Raw genomic sequence first — 16,318 nt, 5'->3', positions numbered from 1 at the left:
CAGTTCAGCAAAATCTTTTGGCTTGTAATTTGTGATATTTGATGTGTTCATAATACTTTACTCATTTGAGTACATTCAAACACATTTAATCATATTAGTCAATAAATTCAATTACTCAAGATATTCTCCTGGATCTTACGGATCAGATCTTCGGAATATTTCCGCTGTTCTTCATTCATGGGCTGGTTATTCTGCAGTTCAAAAAATTCCTCAAAATATTCCAGCTCGGATTTCCTTTTCACCGTTTCTGTACCTGCGATCTCCTGGTTTTCTCTTGTACGTCGGTTATCATATTCCAGCCTCATCAGATTCGGATAAACAGTACGGAGCTTCTGCATTCCATCTACGATATCTTCTTCATCTGTCAGCGTGATCTGCACATAATCCTCTGTGTTTGTGTCCTGATAACTGGACAGTGATGTGATCTCCATGTATGTGCCTTTCAGTTTTCGCATATCCCGAAGAGGCTTCAGCGGAATCTCCCTGATCCTGAGATTTCCTTTTTCCAGAAGCTCCACAACTGTCACGGATTTCTGCTGTCCTGCCTCGGAAAAAGAATATTTCAAAGGAGTTCCGCAGTAGCGGATGTGCTCGCTTCCCACATTCTGAGGACTGTGGATATGGCCAAGTGCCACATAGTCAAAATCCCGGAACACATCTGCCTCCACCTGGTCGATACCTCCAACGGAGATCTCTTCAGAATCGCAGCGCATGGCACCGACCACAAACTGATGGGCGATCAATACATTGCGATAACGTTTATCAATCTCCATATGTGCAACTGCTGCCTGCACTGCCTCCTGGTAGGTACGGATCTCATCCACCTCTTCTTCTCCTTCCAGTCCGTGCCTCACAGTTGCCGGACGCACAAATGGAAGCAGATGGATCCAAACTTCTCCATAGCTGTCCGTTAAACAGTACTTTTCTGTTTTTCCATCGTATACCGGGGACATACAGATCCCGCTGCTGCTCATGATCTGTGAACCGAAAGCGATCCTTTCCGCACTGTCATGATTTCCGCTGATGGCATACACCGGGAGCTTCCGCTTTGCAAGCCTGGTAAGAAACCGGTCAAAAAGCTGCACTGCCTCCGCCGAAGGAACCGGTCTGTCATAAAGATCACCGGCGAGAAGGATCCCATCCGGTGCTTCTTCATCAATGATCCTCAGGATTTCATTCAAAATATATTTCTGATCTTCGATCATGGAAAACTCATTGACACGTTTTCCTAGGTGAAGGTCTGATAAATGGATCAGTTTCATCGATCACCTCCTGCGCTCACCCAGCCTCCGAACAGTTCCGGTGCAAGGTCGATCTCACAGGCATCCAGCACATCTTTTAGCTGTGAAGGATTGCTGACACCGGTTACAGGCACAGTCTGGAATGGCTGATTGAAAAAGTATGCCAAAGACAGGGCCTGCAGGCTGTGGCCGGTTTCTTTCTGCAACTTTAACAGCTTCTGATAGATGCGAAAGTTTGTCTCGTTCCAGTAGGATCTTTTCATACTTTCTGAAAGACCTGTGATCTGTGTTTCCTTCTCCCGCATCCAGGATGCATCCACCTCTGCATCTGTACAGGAAAGCCCCATTTTCTGAAGTTTTGAAAAAAATCCCATTGCAGTGGAAGAAAACGGAACGGCAGCAGCGCCTGTCTCACAGTGCCACTGATATTCTTCTCTGGAAAACTCCACAAGTGTAGGATCCGGATTTGTATTTCCTCCGGGATTGATTCCTGCAAGACTCCACTGATTGGATACTGCTGTGATCCCTGAAAGATTTCGTTCCCTCAGACATTGAGCAATTTCTTTCAGCCTCTCTGTGCGGTAATTGGAAAATCCATAATAACGGATCCGGCCTTCTTTTTTCAATTCTTCCAGAATATCCACGATTTCCTCCGCCGGTTTCTCCGGATCATCTCTGTGAAGCCAGTAAAAATCCATCTCATCTTTTCCCAGTGTGCGGCAGCTCTCATCCAGGTCCATGCGGATATCTTCTTTGTTCACTCTGCTGCGGCCCGGATCCTCAAAGGAATAGTGCGCGCCCTTCGTTGCCACAATAACTTTTCCCTGCATGCCACTCTCTTTCAGCCATTTTCCTATGATCTGCTCACTGCAGTTTCCATGTCCTTTTAGCCATTTGCAATAGACATTTGCCGTATCAATAAAATTTCCACCTGCGCGTACAAATGCGTTCAGAATCTCAAAGCTTTTTTCCAGGTCTGATTTATCTCCAAATCCTGCTGTTCCGAGGCAAATAGGACTGATGTTCAGATCTGTATTGTTCAGCTGTATATATTTCATCTACGTAACCTCCCGTATTCATATATATCTTTTTCTATTATAACTTTTTTCCGTAGATCCGAACAGTATATTTCCCAACTATCCATATACCACGGCACAAAAAAATCCTCCGGCACATGCATGCCGGAGGATTTGATATTCCGTTATCTTAACAATATGATTTATTTGTAAAGTGGTCCATAGTTCTTGCAAGCGCGGAAGTCTGCACCCTCTTTTTCCATACCGAATGCGTTCCAAGCTGCCGGACGATAGATATCCTTCTCAGGAACGTTGTGCATGGATACCGGGATTCTCAGCATAGAGCACATTGTGATCAGGTCTGCACCGATGTGTCCGTAGGAAATCGCACCGTGGTTAGCACCCCAGTTGTTCATTACATCGTAAGCTGTTTTGAACGGTCCCTCTTTGCCATCGCATCTTGGAGCGAACCATGTACATGGCCATGTGTAATCTGTACGTTTCCAAAGCTTGTCAGATACCTCTTCCGGAAGGGCTACTGTCCATCCCTCTGCGATCTGAAGAACCGGTCCAAGTCCTTTTACAAGGTTCAGACGGATCATAGTTGCAGGCATCTGAGCACGTGTTTCATAACGGCTGGAGTATCCGCCTCCACGGAAGTATCCGTTGTCGGCCATACACCACTCTGTGTTGTCCATGATCGCTTTCTGGTCTGCCTCTGTAACATCCCACCACTGTTTCATAACTGGTGTTCCGTCAGCCTCTTTAGCCTGTCCGTTAGCATCCAGGCAAGCAGCACCGGAGTTGATCAGATGAAGGAATCCGCCAGCTTCTTTGGCAACACCCTCAAGGTCATATCCTGTAGCTTTCTTAACTGCCTCCGGGCTCCAGTATGTACGAACATCAGCGAAGATCTGAGCACGTCCTGTAAGAAGTTTCATGAACAGCATTCCAAGTCCGTTGAGAACGTCGTTCTCTGTAGCAAGGATGTACGGCTCACGAGCGCCATTCCAGTCGAAGGATGTGTTCAGCATAGCCTCTGCGAAGTCACCGTTCGGATAGAAGTCTGTCCACTGTCTCTGGCCCTGGAATCCAGCTGCAAGAGCATTGTGTCCGATTGCTTCCTCGGAGAATTCCGGAGCAAGATTATCACAGCCGTTCATCAGCTCTTTGATGATAACTGCCATCTTAACAACAAACTCGAACTGCTCCTCTTTCTTCTCTGGTGAGAACTGAAGCTCTTCCGGGTTCTTGTCCCAGCCGATCTTGCAGGTCTCTTTTGCCCATTTGAGAGCTTTCTCAAACTCTTCGTGATCGTAGATACCCTCGGTCATACGACGGATGATCTCTACCTCATCAACAGACTCAACTCTCATTCCGAGATAGGACTCGATGAAATCAGAATCGATGATAGATCCGCCGATACCCATTGTTACAGAACCGATCTGCAGGTAGGATTTACCTCTCATGGATGCAGCTGCAACTGCTGCACGGCCGAATCTTAACAGTTTCTCTTTAACGTCTTCCGGAATGGATGTGTCGTCAGCTTCCTGAACGTCATGTCCGTAGATACCGAATGCCGGAAGGCCCTTCTGTGCATGTGTAGCAAGAACGGATGCCAGATATACAGCACCAGGTCTCTCTGTTCCGTTGAATCCCCATACAGCCTTGATGGTCTGTGGATCCATATCCATGGTCTCAGCTCCGTAGCACCAGCATGGTGTAACTGTAAGAGTGATATCTACACCCTCTTTACGGAATTTATCCGCACATGCAGCGCTCTCACCAACACGTCCGATGGTGGTATCAGCAATAACAACTTTTACAGGCTCACCATTTGAATATTTCAGGTTCTCCTCGAAAAGCTTTGCTGCGGATTTGGCCATGTTCATAGTCTGATCTTCCAGAGATCCTCTTACATCGAGGGCTCCTCTACGTCCGTCGATGGTTGGTCTGATACCGATAACCGGATAGCTGCCTACTAATCTGCTCTTTGCCATAGTAACAATTACCTCCTAAATTTATATTCACTATTATAACTTACAGTTTTTTCACGTTCTGACAACTCCTGTCCGAACTATGCTTTTATTATACGATTGCATCTTTTAAATTACTTGTGTTATAATAGCAAAAAACAGTACAATATTCACTTTTTCATATGCGTTCCTAAAAAATCTATAAAATTTAAGAAAGAAGGGTTGTATTTTGCACGATCTTGGAAGAAATGAGGACAGACTTCGAGGTACCTATGAATTTCCTTTTGAATTCCACCACATTGACAGCAGCCATCCACGCTATGTCATGTCCTACCACTGGCATGTAGAATGTGAAATCATGCGTGTATTACAGGGCACTCTCACCGTCACTTTAGACGAAAAAAGTTTTACAGCCAAAGCCGGAGATGTGATTTTTGTCAATAGTGGAGTTCTGCATTCCGGAATTCCTCAGGATTGTATCTATCAGTGCATTGTTTTTGATATGAACATGTTTCTGAAATTTAATTCCGTCTGCACAGAATATATGCAGAAGATCAGCCACCAGGAGCTTCTGATCTATCACCATTTCAATGAAAAGCAGCCTGATATCCAGAGAGCGGTGAACTCTCTTTTTGATTCTTTCTGGCAGAGGAAGCCAGGATATGAGCTGGTTGTGTTTGGACAATTTTACCACTTTTTCGGATTGGTTTTTGGTAATCATTACTACCTGGAAAGCCTGCGGAAAACCAGACGAGATTACAAGCGCATTGTCCAGCTGAAGCAGGTCGTGGAATTTATTGAAAAGAACTATGCCAGCCCCATTACCCTGCAGGAGCTTTCCGCTTCGGTTTCCATGTCTCCCAAATATTTCTGCCGGTTCTTTTCCGAGATGACGCATCAGACACCAATGGATTACCTCAACCGCCAGAGGATCGAGCAGGCCTGCTGCCAGCTGGCTACCACCGATGATTCCATCACGGAGATTGCCTATCGGAATGGCTTTAATGATCTGAGCTATTTTATCCGTACCTTCAAAAAGTACAAGGGGATCACCCCCGGCAAATATAAAAGACGCTAAAATATTTTTCCACGTCTTAATGGCACATATCAGAGTATTACATGACAAAAAGCAGGATCTCGCACATATTGCGGATATCCTGCTTTTTGAGGAATTGGGCTGTTTTATGTAAATACAGCTTTTTCGGCCTGGCGGAGAACAGTCATGCCGGAACGGATTCCCGTTTTGCAGACGGGCTATGTTCATGTCTTTATGAATACATGCTACTCTTCTGTATGAGAAAAAAAGCCGGCAGGGCAGATTTTCTGCATGAAAAAGCCGACGCAGATCGTGAAGGAGCCTGATCTCTGTTCACGCAGTGACCAGCACCAGATTATGTCTTAATTGAAAGCGGATACGATCATCCACCTCACTGCTTGCTTCTGACCAACGGATATCTCACACAGTCGGTCCATCTACTCGAAGGGATTCCACTGCTGCATAGAACTCTGCTTGCGAAATGCCTGTACGCTGCACCGGAACATGCAGCAGAAATATGATACAGTTAAAAACGATCCGGCCGCATTATAGCCGCCGGATGTTTCCTGCTTGTCTTATTCTAACAAATGCCTCTTTAAAATGCAAGAAATTTCAGAACATTTCGCTCTTCATTTTCCGACGGCAAAAGTCTATTTCCTACAGATTTTTCACCGCGTCTATAAACCTTTTTCCGTATTTTTCGTACTTGTGCCTGCCGACTCCTGTCACATTCAGCATTTCCTCCTCGTTTCCAGGCTTTAGAATGCACATATGGATAAGGGTTTTGTCGGAAAAGACCATATAAGGGGGAATTTTTTCCTCTCTGGCGATTTCCAGGCGAAGAGCACGGAGCTTCTGAAAAAGGGGCTCATCCTGTTCTCCCAGCTCCCCGACTGCAGATTTCGGAAGTCTGCTCCGTTTCTCTTTTTTCTTCGTCTCCAGCTCTTTTGACATTTTCATTGTGAGGATATGCGCCTCCTCCAGAAGTGACCTGGAAGCGGCAGTCAGCTTCACAATCGTATATCCGTCATCCGTCAGATAAAGATATTCCTTCAGTACCAGATAATTAAAGATCTGCCGCAGCCGGTGTGCCGGAATCTTTGCACAGACTCCATATTCCGGATTTCCATCCATCTCATACTGCCGGATCTTCGCCGTAGATGCGCCGCGCAGAGTATCCAGGATCACGTTCACTCCGTATCTCTGACCACTGCTTTCCACGCACCGGATCATTGCCCTGGCCTCCTGGCTCACATCCTGCTCTTCAAACTCGGTCTGGCAGTTCAGGCAGTTTCCGCAGTAGCTTTTTCCGTATTCCCCAAAATATTTCAGGATGTACTCACGCAGACAATCATGGGTAAAGCAGTAAAAGGTCATCTGCTTCAGCCTCTCCTGATCACGCTCCCGGACAAGGCGCCAGACTGCCGCTTCCATTTCCTGGTTATCCTGTCCTCTCTCGATAAGATACTGATTGGTAACCACATCCTTCCCGCTGTAAAGCAGGATACATTCCGCAGGATCGCCGTCACGGCCCGCACGGCCTGCTTCCTGATAATAGCCTTCCATATTCTTCGGCATATTATAATGAATGACATAACGCACATCGGACTTGTCGATTCCCATTCCAAATGCATTGGTGGCTACCATCACACGACAGCGGTCATAAATAAAATCATCCTGATTGTTCCGGCGTTCCTCATCAGAAAGTCCTGCATGATATCTGGTGGCCGTGATGCCGTCACGGATCAGCTTTCCACAAACCTCCTCCACCAGCTTTCTGGTGAGACAGTAGATGATTCCACTGTCGTCCGGATGCTCCAGTATGTAATCGTGTACTTCCTTATATTTATCTTTCGGTGTTTTCACTGCAAAATAAAGGTTTTCCCGGTCAAATCCTGTGGTTGTGCAAAAGGGATCCTGAAGCCCCAGAAGTCTTGCAATATCCTCCCTGACCTCCTTCGTGGCTGTAGCTGTAAATGCACCGATCACCGGTCTTTTTGGAAGCTGTGCCACAAACTCTGCGATCTTCAGATAGCTTGGCCGAAAATCCTGTCCCCACTGTGATACACAGTGTGACTCATCCACTGCGATCATGGAAATATCCGCGCTCAGCGCAAAATCCAGAAACGCCTCTGTGGTAAGCCTCTCCGGTGCTACATAGATGATCGGATATCGTCCTGCCTTTGCATAGCGCAAGGCTGTGAAATACTGCCCCTGCGTCAGAGAGCTGTTGAGGTATGCTGCTGAGATGCCGACCTGGTTCAGGCTTCTCACCTGATCCTTCATAAGGGAGATCAACGGTGATATTACCAGTGTGATCCCCTTCATCATCAGTGCCGGTACCTGATAGCAGATCGATTTTCCTGCGCCGGTTGGCATCACTGCCAGAACATCTTTTCCTGCAAGAAGCGCATCAATCACCGCTTCCTGCCCTTCTCTGAATGTATCATACCCGAAATGGGTCTTTAAAAGTTCCTGTTTCGTCATAAATCGACATGATCCTTTCTGTTACGTTCCCATCGGAACTGTAACGCTTCTCTTTTTCATTGTCGAATCGCTGCTGTTTTCCGAATATTTTATTTTAACATATTTACAGATAAATTGCCAATTGATACAAAAAAATCACAATGCACTTCCTCCCTGATTTCCTGTTATAATGATATAAGAGAAAGAGTCTGTTTATACTGTTCCGCAACAGAGGACCATGAATTCATGGAGTACCCGGGCCTCTGTTCAGTAACAGCCGGAATGCTCATAAAAAAAGGAGGGTTTGTTATGTGTAAAAGAAAAATAAAAACCATCGAAGCAATTTTTTTCCTGATTCTTTTTTCCTTTATTATGCTCCTGCTTCCCCAGGATGCTCACGCCAGAGTCCGGGTCGTGACCAAAGGAACCACTTCCACTATCCGTGATACCGACGGTGTGATCGAAGATGAGTCTTCAGACATTAATTTCCCGATCAACATCAAAAATTCAAACTGCCAAAAACGGGTCTATGCCGTGACAGTTCGTGTAAGCTTTTATTCACCCAAGGGAGTCATCCCAAAAAGCACCACATTTTCCATCGATGGGATCAATGTGGTTAAGCTGAGCACTTCAAATTATACACCACTGGCATACAAGGAAACCTTTTTCACCTACGATGACAACATAGAGGATGGCTACCTGGAGTTCGATTTCGGCAATAAAGAATGTCCGGTACCGGTAGACTGTGACTATGAGGTTACCATCAAACAGGCTGTTCCGGAAATTTTTATCACCAACAACAATTATCTGAACCAGAGCATCCGGACCGGAAAAACCACTTCCATCGGAATTGAGATTTCTGATCCCTACGTAAAAACCATCAGCAAATCAAAATTCAAGGTTACTTCTTCCAACAGCTCTGTTCTCAAGGTACAGAGCATCACTCAGGATTCCAAAAAACGCAGCCGTTTCACAGTTACCCTGAAGGGCATGAAAGCCGGATCCGCAAAGATCACTTTATCCTATCCAAAGGCCGCAGCCTGTAAGCTGACCGGAAAAGTAACCTCGCCTTCAAAAACCGTAGCAACCTTCCGCGCTTCCAAGACTACACTCAAGGTTGGCTCCAAGGTCAGCATGCGTTCCCTCATCAATCTGAAGGGCGGTACCAGTCTGACCATCAAAAATGCAAAATCCAGCAAGCCTTCTGTACTTGCCATTTCCGGAAACTATCTTGTCCCAAAGAAAAAAGGGTCAGCCACAGTTACCGCAAACTTAAACGGTGTCAATCGTAAGATCACTATTACCGTATCCGCACCGGCCGCCAAACCTACCGTCAAAAATCTGAAGATCAGTGTTGCCGGTATCAAGTATGGTCCCAATGACATGAAGACCTATTATACCTTAAAATTCACCAATACTTCTGCGAAAACCATCACCACCGCAAAAGTACAGATCACCACAGGTTCCGGTATCTATGACCAGATGTACTGGACCAAGAACCTGACACTGAACCTAAAGCCCGGAAAATCCATGACAAAGACCTATTTCATCCAGAACATGGTCCAGGCGCCGGAAAAAAGTGATATTTCCGTTAAATGCCTGAAGATTAGCTGGAAATAAATAATTCAAAAGGGACGTGCCGCAGTATTGATTTAAAAATCATCACTGCAACACGTCCCTTTTATTTATTCTCTCTGAGCTGTCTATACGTTTTGTTTTTATCCTGTATCCTACAGTACCTCATTCAGTACCTGCAGTCCATACTCTGCGAGGCTGTTATCCTCTTCGCCGGTACCGCCGCTGATACCAAGACCGCCGATGATGGTGTCTCCAACCTTCAGGGGTACACCACCTCCGAATATCACAATATTGTCACTCATTTTTCCAAGACCATAAAATGTCTGGCCCGGTTGTGTCAATCTGGAAAGCTCCATGGTGGACATCTTCACTGCAACCGATGTATAGGCCTTCTTCAAAGCCACCTCAAAGCTTACAAGAAAAGATCCATCCATCACATGAACCGCAACCGGATTTCCATCCGGGCTGCATATCGCAATTACAGAAGGCTTGTTTCTTCTCAAAGCTTCCTGCTCGATCTTCTCAATAAGCCTCTTGGCAGAATCCAATGTGATACGACCCTGGATACCCATACGCTTCAGCACTTCCTGGATCATCGCCGTGTTTGCTGCTATACTGTCATTCTGTGCCATCGCCGTATTTCCTCCCACTGCTGTCGTCACAGTCCCATTCTGCACATCAAAAGCCTGTACATCCCTTTTCTGCACCATCTGCGAATCCTGTGCTCTTACATCCACCGCTGATGTACCCGCTGCAACATCCGCACTACTTCCAACAGCCTCTGCCCCAACATTAGCTACAATCCCAGCAGTTTCTGCTTTCACAGATTCCTGAACACTTTCAGAAATATCTGTCTTCTTCTCTTCAATCTTCGCTGCATCCACATACCTTGCCAACACATAAAAATAATCCGACAATCGATTCATATATTTCTTGGCTCCGGTATCCGATCCAAACTTCACGCTGACCAGCGCAAGCTCTCTCTCAGCCCTCCGTGCCACAGCTCTTGTCACATCGATCTCAGCCGCAACTCGGGAATCCCCCGGAAGAATCGGAAGCCTCTCTCCGGAAAAAATCTCTTTCATCCGGCCAATCTCCTCCTCCAGAAGCTCCGTCCGGTCTTCACTGACCTTAAACTCCCGATTATAAGGATCAGAAACCCCATCTACGATCTTCTTCAAAGTCTCCGAGATCTTCTCCAGCATCCGGACAACATCCACATCATCAACCAGAACCCGCACAAGCCCAATATGACTCATCAGCTCCTCAACTGACCCCATCAGACAAATCCGATCATCCGACTTTGAAACATTCTTCGTATGGGAAAGATCCGTCATCCCCTTATCACCATACCCGGTATAAACCTCCATCCCAGCTCAACCTCCCAACAATTCCTGATAAATAATCCCACCCATATCAGACCAATTTTACAATCCTCGAAATGCTACGCATACCACACATACGTAAACACACACCACAATCATCCCGGCAAACCAAGCGCGGCGTTCACAAACGCGCCAGCCTCCGCCAAAACGTCACACATTCAAGGCGCCCACAGCGCCCCATCGGCACAACGTTCAACCCGGAACAACCGCAGCATACAGGCACAAGTCAATAACCTTTCCGCCCGCCACAGTCAAGCACTCTAAAAAAAGCCCGAGGGGTGTGCAGAGGGGCCGCGGCTTTGCGGCCCCTTTGCGGTTTTCATCTTTTATCAAAAAGACCAAAGTTTAGTATAAATCTTAATAATATCCTCTTTCTTCGGTACACGCGGATTTGCCGCTGTGCAGGCATCCGCAAGTGCCATATCCGCCATCTTATCAACCGCCGCAAAATAAGCATCCGGTGTGATCGTCTTCATCTCTTCGATGGTAAGCGGGATATTCATCTCTTTCTGCATAAACTGGATCCAGTTTACAAGAGATCTTACGCTCATAACTTCGTTATAATTGCTCAGTCCAAGAAGATGTGCAATATTGGAATATCTCTTTACTGCCGGAAGATATTCTTTCTGGCTTCTGCTGCGTTTGTTGATATTTGCATTATATTCAACAATATGCGGCAACAGCATCGCATTAGCTCTTCCGTGAGGAATATGGAAAATAGCACCCAGCTGATGAGCCATACTGTGAGTAATTCCAAGACCTGCTGCATTGAAGGAAAGTCCTGCCAGACAGGACGCTACATGCATCTTCTGTCTTGCATGCATATCATTACCGTCAACATATGCACGATAAAGATATACGCCACAGATCTCGATTGCTTTCTCTGCAAGTGCAGATGTAAACTCATTATGGTTGATGCTGACATAAGACTCAATTGCATGAGTCAGAACATCCATACCTGTATCTGCTGTAATCGCAGGCGGAACACTGCGTACAAGCTCCGCATCCAGAATTGCCTCATCAGCGGTCAGGCTGTCTGAGATCAGCGGATACTTCACATGTGCTTCTGTATCATTTACAACTGCAAAAGAAGTAACCTCGGAACCGGTACCACTTGTTGTAGGAATGGCAACCAGTCCGACTTTTCCGTAATTATTGATCTTCAGGGCAAACTCACGGATTGCCTTGGAAGAGTCGATGGCAGAACCACCACCTACTGCAACAATAGCTTCCGGCTGATACTGAAGGAATTTCTTAACTCCTTCGGCAATTTTTCCAACCGGTGCATCCGGAACAACATCACAGAAAATATCAAATTCTTTTCCACCTGCCTGAAGCGGTTTTGTGATCATATCGATCATTCCGCTTTTTACAACAAACGGGTCTGTGATAACAAGGACTCTTTTGTATGGAATATCTCTCAGTCTTCCCAGGGCATCAGCTCCAAAATGGATGGCTGTTTTCATTTCAAATGTATTCATAGAAACTGCTCCCTCTCGTCAAACCGAAACACAGTTCTCTTTTGTCTGTCTGTGTTCGGATAAAGTAAAGCGGATCTCCGCATTCCGCATACACTGCATGCTCATGAACATAATCGTTTCACAATATATGTTCCGTCTATTTCGGGTAGATGCATTCGATCTTATGCCTGTTGAAATGATCCAACCACTTTTCAGACGGTTTTTTGTCTGTGATGATCGTCTCGATATCCCGCAGCTGTCCTGCCACGGAAAAAGCAGTCTGATCAAATTTCGTGCTGTCTACCACCAGAATACGCATTTTTCCGGAATTGATCATGGCTTTTTTTGTTGTTCCAAAGGCTTCTTTGGATTCCATGATCCCCATATCCTCGTTTAATGCCTTACAGGAAAAAATAACCTTGTCCACATAATAAGAACGGATCACTTCCTCGGTTCTGGCACCAAGAAATGCAAGATATCCTTCCTTCATCACTCCACCGGTGGAAATAATATTCCAGCCGGATACATCCGAGAGCTCCAGAAGGATCTCCATAGAATTGGTAACAACGGTAAGACGTTCCTTTTCTTTCAGAGCCTTGGCCACAAAAACTGCCGTTGTGCTGGCATCCAGAAAAATGTGGTCTCCGTCATTCACCATGGAAGCAGCGATCTCCGCCATCTTCTGCTTTCCCTGTACATTCTGGTTTTTACGAATGTTAAATGGTAAATCGATACCGACATCTTCATTGATCACCGCGCCGCCATAACTCTTTGTGGCAAGTCCTTCTTTTTCCAGCTTGTCCAGATCGCGGCGGATGGTTTCTTCTGAGACACTGTAAAGCTGGCTTAGTTCACTTACAACAACCCTTTTCTCTGCCTGTAATTTTTCGAGAATCAGATTTCTTCTTTCCAACGCTAGCATAAAATGCCTCCTTTTCGGATGTCATTCGGGATATCCTCTGAAAGGATATCCCGATCTCATAGACAAATATTAAAGGATCGTATCGATCATTCTCTTGTCCGGATGAGCGATCACTGAGGAATCCATATACATTCCTTTTTCAGCTACCAGCTCTTTTGCTCTTTCAATGGAAGCCTCTACTGCAGAAACCTCACCTGTAAGAAGCATGTAGGATTTACCGCACATACCCTTCGCGATACGAAGCTCGATCAGATCAACGATTGCTGTCTTTGCAGCCTGATCTGCTGCTTCGATGATGGATGCCGCATCATAGGTCTCCAGGATTCCCAGGGCACTGATCTCCTCAACCTGTGTGGTTCCGTAGATTGCCGGGAAAATGGACTCATGCGGATTGCCCAGTACAAAACTGTCAATGCATTTATCCTCGTATGTTGTTACTGCTGTGTCTACAGCAGCTTTCACTGCGCTTAAATCTCCGGTGATAATTGCAATATATTTTCCCGGACATACTGTCTGCGCCTCCACGATCTCTACTTCAGATGTCTTAACCATGGCATCTGCTGCAGTGATACCAGCTGGTGTGGTTTTAAACTCAATCATTCCGATTGCTCTACTCATTTTGTGCACGTCCTTTCTAATTTCTTGCAATTACAACATGGCGGTCTGTTACTTCTGTAACTTTTCCGCTGATCGTTGCATGGATTCCGACACTTAATCCCTGTGCAGGCTGTGCGATCATCTGACCTTCTGTTACCATATCGCCTACATTTACGATTGCCTGTGCCGGTGCACCAATATGCTGGCTTAAGAGAACTTTTACCTTGGATACATTTACAAGCTCTTCCTGAAGCGGTGCATCCTTGTCATATCTGGTAAGTCCCAGACGTGCCATCAGGCGCTCCTCAGGAACCTTGCGGTATTCTCTTGACTCCTGTACCGGTTTCGGCTGAACACCCTGAGGTGGTCTGATTCCGGCTTTACGAAGTCCGCCTTTCATATCTGCAAGCAGTGTTCTCGGAGCCAGGCTCTGCGGACACGCATACATCTCGCAGACACCACAGGAGCTGCAGAATGCAGAATTGATATAAGGATTTACATTTCTGAAATCCTGGTTTGATGCTGCCATCATGAACATTGCCGGATCGATCGGATGTCCCAGATTATGTCTCGGGCAAAGATCTGTACATGTGTGGCAGTGGCAGCAGATGGATGCTGCTCTCTTTAAATCTATGGAAGAAGTCCGCTGCTTCTTCATGACAATAACATGGTCCTTTGGAAGAACCAGGATTGCATTCGTTGTTTTTGTAACCGGATCAGAACCATTTCCGATACGTCCCATCATCGGGCCGCCTACGAAATATACTGGATCTTTCACAGTTGTTCCGCCTGCCTGGGCAACAACCTCTTCCAGTGTACATCCTAACGGAACTTTCACTGTAACAGGGTTCTCAACCTCTGCAACAACGGAAACATATTTGCTTGTGACCGGCTTGTGTTCTTCTACCGCGCGATATACATTGTAAAGTGTCTCTACATTGAATACGGCTACTCCCTGCTCAATAGGCAGTCCTCCTGGCCGTACCACGCGTCCGGTTGCCTCATAAATAAGAACAACCTCATCACCCATCGGATAAACCTCATCCAGAAGATGGATCTTAACCCTTGGGAATTCTTCGATATGCTGATTTAAGGCATTGATTGTCTGTACATAAGATTTTTTGATTCCGATGATGGCCTGGGAAGCTCCTACCGTCTCCGCAACCATATCGAATGTTTTCATGATCTCATATGCGTGCTTTTCCAACAACTGTCTGTGAAGTTTCAGTAATGGTTCGCACTCTGCACAGTTCATAAGAATGGTATCCGCTTTGTCTGTCAGTTTCATGTATGTAGGGAAACCTGCACCACCTGCTCCGACAACACCATTCTCCTGCATAATTTTCTGTAATTCTTTGATATCCATGGCGTTACTCCAATCCTGCACCGTCATCTACGATTCCGACGATTGCGGCATCTACCGGTGCTGTTTCTACGCCGCAGCCTATTCTTGCTGCGCTTCCTTGTGCCACCAATACATACTCGCCGATTCCCGCACCGATGATATCGATGGCAACAATCTGGCTGTGCTCGGCTTTCATATGATGCACCGGCTCTACAATCATGAATTTATTTCCTATCAGTTTTTCACTTTTTCGTGTGGAAACAATGCTTCCAACTACTTTGCCTACGATCATATGAGCCTCCGTTTTTCTCCATATCCTCTGTTAGGGATGCCAGAAAGTGGCATCCCCAAAGGAGGAATATTATTTGATTATGGTAACTGTATTGCCTGTGGCAATTCTTGCTGCATTTGCTTCATCTGTATCAATATGCATTTCCAGTGTAAAGCTGTCATCTACACGGATCTTAACCTGATTAAAGATTGTTCCGCGCTCATTGTCCGCTTTAACAGAAACAATATCACCATCATGTACACCCGCAGCCTGGGCATCCTTCGGAGCCATATGAATGTGACGCATGGCCACAATACATCCCTCTTTCAGATAAATAGCACCTTTCGGTCCGACAATGGCGATCGGCGCGCTTCCGGCAAGGTCACCGGACATACGTACCGGAACCTTCATTCCCAGCTTGATCGCATCTGTTGCGGAAACCTCAACCTGAGATTTTCTGCGGACAGGTCCGAGGATTCTTACATTCTCGATCGCACGGAGCTTCAGTCCTACGATGGTAACTGTTTCATTGGATGCAAACTGTCCGCCCATCAGATCTTTTTTCTTGGTAAGCTGATAGCCTTCTCCGAACAGTGCCTCCACATGCTCCTGTGTCAGGTGAATATGTCTTGCGGAAACTCCGATAGGTACAACAAAACCATTGCCCTTGTCTTCGTTTTTGTTGATCGCATCGATCACCATTTTTGTGATCATTTCAATATTATTCGTTTCCAAGAGTACACCTGCTTTCTTTCGGTCTCATAACTGAAAACTGAAAAGCACCGGCCAGAAGCCTTAATGGCCCTTCGGCCGGTGCGTATCAGTAAGAATCAGTTGAAATTATTTAAGAACCGGAAGGATTTTCTCAACATCTGTATGAGGTCTCGGGATTACGTGTGTAGCTACAAGCTCTCCAAGTCTGGATGCTGCTGCGCTTCCGCTCTCTACTGCAGATTTAACTGCTCCTACATCTCCACGAACCATAACAGTTACAAGACCGGAACCGATCTTCTCTGTTCCTACAA

Annotated in this window: 14 protein-coding genes; 2 read left to right on the top strand and 12 right to left on the bottom strand. The window is 46.0% G+C overall.

The genetic code is table 11. The features are described from left to right. Positions 1–107: 107 nt before the first annotated feature. From LI091_RS17005 to LI091_RS16995, 3 genes are all read right to left on the bottom strand, one after another. The gene (locus LI091_RS17005) at positions 108–1,262 is read right to left on the bottom strand and encodes an exonuclease SbcCD subunit D (protein ID WP_173759647.1); all 1,155 of its coding nucleotides are present in this window, start codon (positions 1,260–1,262) and stop codon (positions 108–110) included. Continuing rightward, positions 1,259–2,299 (bottom strand): aldo/keto reductase, encoded by a 1,041-nt coding sequence (locus tag LI091_RS17000; RefSeq protein ID WP_173759646.1) that lies wholly within the window; start codon positions 2,297–2,299, stop codon positions 1,259–1,261. The genes LI091_RS17005 and LI091_RS17000 overlap by 4 nt, the downstream gene beginning before the upstream one ends. Positions 2,300–2,460: 161 nt before the next feature. After that, positions 2,461–4,257: an L-fucose isomerase gene (locus LI091_RS16995; RefSeq protein WP_015525941.1), complete on the bottom strand. Its 1,797-nt coding sequence runs from the start codon at positions 4,255–4,257 to the stop codon at positions 2,461–2,463. 205 nt (positions 4,258–4,462) lie between these two features. Between LI091_RS16995 and LI091_RS16990 the strand changes: the two genes are divergently transcribed. Then, positions 4,463–5,311, top strand: coding sequence for an AraC family transcriptional regulator (locus LI091_RS16990; RefSeq protein ID WP_173741252.1), 849 nt, complete (start codon positions 4,463–4,465; stop codon positions 5,309–5,311). A gap of 615 nt (positions 5,312–5,926) precedes the next feature. Here LI091_RS16990 and recQ read toward each other — a convergent pair. Further along, complete coding sequence (gene recQ / locus LI091_RS16985; RefSeq protein ID WP_059086818.1) at positions 5,927–7,756, bottom strand: DNA helicase RecQ; 1,830 nt, start codon at positions 7,754–7,756, stop codon at positions 5,927–5,929. A gap of 288 nt (positions 7,757–8,044) precedes the next feature. Between recQ and LI091_RS16980 the strand changes: the two genes are divergently transcribed. Continuing rightward, positions 8,045–9,355, top strand: a complete 1,311-nt coding sequence (locus LI091_RS16980) for a hypothetical protein (RefSeq protein ID WP_265191398.1) — start codon at positions 8,045–8,047, stop codon at positions 9,353–9,355. A gap of 110 nt (positions 9,356–9,465) precedes the next feature. Here LI091_RS16980 and LI091_RS16975 read toward each other — a convergent pair whose 3' ends face one another. The 8 genes from LI091_RS16975 to LI091_RS16940 all read right to left on the bottom strand — a co-directional run. After that, a complete protein-coding gene (locus tag LI091_RS16975; protein WP_265191397.1) occupies positions 9,466–10,683 on the bottom strand; it encodes a cob(I)yrinic acid a,c-diamide adenosyltransferase in 1,218 nt (405 codons plus the stop codon). A gap of 344 nt (positions 10,684–11,027) precedes the next feature. Continuing rightward, positions 11,028–12,179: a 1-propanol dehydrogenase PduQ gene (locus tag LI091_RS16970; RefSeq protein ID WP_015525945.1), complete on the bottom strand. Its 1,152-nt coding sequence runs from the start codon at positions 12,177–12,179 to the stop codon at positions 11,028–11,030. Between the two features lie 136 nt (positions 12,180–12,315). Beyond that, positions 12,316–13,080: a DeoR/GlpR family DNA-binding transcription regulator gene (locus tag LI091_RS16965; RefSeq protein ID WP_118070751.1), complete on the bottom strand. Its 765-nt coding sequence runs from the start codon at positions 13,078–13,080 to the stop codon at positions 12,316–12,318. Positions 13,081–13,149: 69 nt separating this feature from the next. Then, complete coding sequence (locus LI091_RS16960; protein ID WP_015525948.1) at positions 13,150–13,698, bottom strand: BMC domain-containing protein; 549 nt, start codon at positions 13,696–13,698, stop codon at positions 13,150–13,152. Positions 13,699–13,714: 16 nt separating this feature from the next. Then, positions 13,715–15,043, bottom strand: coding sequence for a 4Fe-4S dicluster domain-containing protein (locus tag LI091_RS16955; protein WP_021977480.1), 1,329 nt, complete (start codon positions 15,041–15,043; stop codon positions 13,715–13,717). A gap of 4 nt (positions 15,044–15,047) precedes the next feature. Further along, positions 15,048–15,314: a EutN/CcmL family microcompartment protein gene (locus LI091_RS16950; protein WP_015525950.1), complete on the bottom strand. Its 267-nt coding sequence runs from the start codon at positions 15,312–15,314 to the stop codon at positions 15,048–15,050. Positions 15,315–15,383: 69 nt separating this feature from the next. Continuing rightward, on the bottom strand, positions 15,384–15,995 hold the full coding sequence (locus LI091_RS16945; RefSeq protein WP_420314388.1) for a phosphate propanoyltransferase: 612 nt from the start codon (positions 15,993–15,995) through the stop codon (positions 15,384–15,386). Between the two features lie 138 nt (positions 15,996–16,133). Beyond that, positions 16,134–16,318, bottom strand: a 185-nt coding sequence (locus LI091_RS16940; RefSeq protein WP_173763115.1) for a BMC domain-containing protein, incomplete at its 5' end; no start/stop codon positions are given.

It is taken from the genome of Blautia sp. MSK20_18 (genome assembly GCF_020553125.1).
In the GTDB taxonomy this organism is placed as follows: domain Bacteria; phylum Bacillota; class Clostridia; order Lachnospirales; family Lachnospiraceae; genus Blautia_A; species Blautia_A fusiformis.
Note: the sequence above shows the minus strand (reverse complement) of the source record. Positions and strands in the feature narration are given on the sequence as shown.